The sequence below is a fragment of the Sphingobium sp. FW305-3-2-15-F-TSA7 genome (assembly GCF_058787155.1).
Genome location: NZ_JBYSZM010000080.1, coordinates 1 through 905, shown reverse-complemented (window position 1 = coordinate 905; position 905 = coordinate 1). Strand labels below are relative to the sequence as shown.

Annotated in this window: 1 protein-coding gene; it reads right to left on the bottom strand. The window is 66.1% G+C overall.

The window, feature by feature from the left end; translation table 11 throughout:
• On the bottom strand, nucleotides 1-905 hold a 905-nt coding region (locus AC3WN8_RS30095; RefSeq protein WP_492673215.1), incomplete at both ends, for a sulfate adenylyltransferase subunit 1.

The following is a 905-nucleotide window of genomic DNA, read 5'->3' as shown; positions in this document are numbered from 1 at the left end:
TGGTCGGCCGCCTGGGGCGGCGCGTCGGCGACGGCGATGACGTCGCCGCGCGAGCAATCGACCTCGTCGGTCAGGGTCAAGGTCACCGACTGGCCGGCGACGGCCTCATCGAGATCACCGTCAAGCGTGACGATCCGCGCGATCCGCGAGGTCTTGCCCGAGGGGATGATGCGCACCGCGTCACCCGGACGGACGGTGCCCGCCGCGATCAGCCCGGAAAAGCCCCGGAAATCGAGATTGGGGCGGTTGACCCATTGCACCGGCATGCGGAACGGCTGCGCCTGGTCGGCGGTGGCGTCGACCTCCACCGTCTCGAGATGGCCCATCAAGGTGGGGCCCGTGTACCAGGGGGTGTTGTCCGACAGCGCGGTGATGTTGTCGCCCTTGAAGCCCGAGATCGGCAGCGCCGTGAAGCTCTCGATGCCGATGCTCTTGGCGAAGCAGCGATAATCCTCGACGATCGCATCGAAGCGCAACCGGTCGTAACCGACCAGATCCATCTTGTTCACCGCCAGCACGATGTGGCGGATGCCGATCAGATGCGCGAGGTAGGAGTGGCGCCGCGTCTGGGTCAGCACGCCCTTGCGCGCGTCGATCAGGATCACCGCCAGATCGGCGGTCGAGGCGCCCGTCACCATGTTGCGGGTGTACTGCTCGTGCCCCGGCGTGTCGGCGACGATGAACTTGCGCTTCTCGGTCGAGAAGAAGCGATAGGCGACATCGATGGTGATGCCCTGTTCGCGCTCGGCGGCAAGGCCGTCGACGAGCAGCGCGAAATCGATCTCCTGGCCCTGGGTGCCGACACGCTTGCTGTCCGCCTCGAGTGCTGCCAGCTGATCCTCGAAGATCATCTTGCTGTCGTAGAGCAGCCGCCCGATCAGCGTCGACTTGCCGTCGTCGACCGA